Genomic DNA, 1,319 nt, shown 5'->3' with positions numbered 1-1,319 from the left:
TGAATCGCCCCGCATTTCGAGGAGGCCAGTTGGTTTAAGTTAACGCCTTAGCGTTGGTCTTCTCAGCGAGTTGCCGATAGTAGTTGGTCTCAGCCTCGGCAGGTGGAATATACCCAATACGCTCCAGCAGTCGGTGGTGGTTGAACCAAGACACCCATTCAAGGGTCGCAAGCTCCACGCACTCCTTCGTTTTCCAAGGCGCACGGCGATAGATCAATTCGGCCTTGTATAGCCCGTTAATCGTTTCGGCCAGCGCGTTGTCATAGCTGTCACCACGACTCCCCACCGAGGGCTCTATGCCTGCTTGCGCGAGACGCTCGCTGTACAAGATGGAAACGTATTGAGACCCCCTATCCGAGTGATGAATCAATGCATCTGAGCGCTCGGGCTGACGGTCGTACAGGGCTTGCTCCAACGCATCCAGCACGAAATCCGTGCGCATGGAACTGCTCACGCGCCAACCCACAATGCGCCGAGCAAACACATCAATCACGAACGCCACGTACAGCCAGCCCTGCCAAGTAGAGACATAAGTGAAGTCAGACACCCACAACTGATTAGGCCGCTCGGCCTTGAATTGCCTGTTAACCCTGTCCAGCGGGCACGCCGCAGCCTTATCTTGAGTCGTGGTACGCACCACCTTGCCGCGCCTCACGCCATGAAGCCCCATGTGTTTCATTAAACGCTCCACGGTGCAACGAGCGACGGTGATGCCCTCGCGGTTCATTTGATGCCAGACCTTATCCGCGCCATAGACTTGCAAGTTGGCATTCCAAACCCGCTGAATGTGGGGGATCAATTCCTCATCTCGCTTGGCCCTTGCACAACGAAGCTGTGCGTTTTGTTGCTGGGCTGCGTGTCGCCTGTAGCAAGACGGGGCAATTTGCAGAACCTTGCAAATTGGCTCGACCCCGAAGGTGTTACGGTGCTGATCGATAAAACGCTTCAAGGCTTGAGTCGGCGGTCGAGCTCCGCCTGGGCGAAAAACGCGCTAGCGACCTTCAAGATTTCATTGGCCCTTCGCAGTTCTTTGTTCTCACGCTCAAGTTCTTTGATTCGGTCACGTTCGGTGCTGGTGAGGCCTTCACGAATGCCTGTGTCGACATCATGCTTGCGGCTCCATTCATGCAGGGTTTGGGGAGCGCAGCCAATCTTCAATGCGATTGACTCAATGGCGGCCCAAGTGGACTGATATTCGCCACGATGCTCTTGCAACATGCGAACAGCGCGTTCGCGCACTTCGGGGGAAAAACGATTTGATTTGCTCATAGCTCCATCTTCTCAAAGGTTGGAGCCTCCTCAAAACACGGGGCGATTCA

The 1,319-nt window shown here is 55.1% G+C and carries 1 protein-coding gene and 1 other annotated feature; the gene reads right to left on the bottom strand.

Annotated elements, in window-relative coordinates:
- Positions 1-34: 34 nt before the first annotated feature.
- A protein-coding gene (locus B9Z41_RS16825; protein WP_100148229.1) for an IS3 family transposase occupies positions 35-1,269 on the bottom strand; the annotation gives its coding sequence in 2 pieces (ribosomal slippage) (positions 35-978 and positions 978-1,269; 1,236 coding nt in all).
- Positions 875-991 (bottom strand) — a sequence feature (AL1L pseudoknot). Its footprint overlaps the gene before it by 117 nt.
- Positions 1,270-1,319 lie beyond the last annotated feature (50 nt).

The sequence above is a fragment of the Limnohabitans sp. JirII-31 genome (genome assembly GCF_002778315.1).
Taxonomy (GTDB): Bacteria; Pseudomonadota; Gammaproteobacteria; order Burkholderiales; family Burkholderiaceae_C; genus Limnohabitans.
This window is presented reverse-complemented; position numbering and strand designations above follow the sequence as displayed.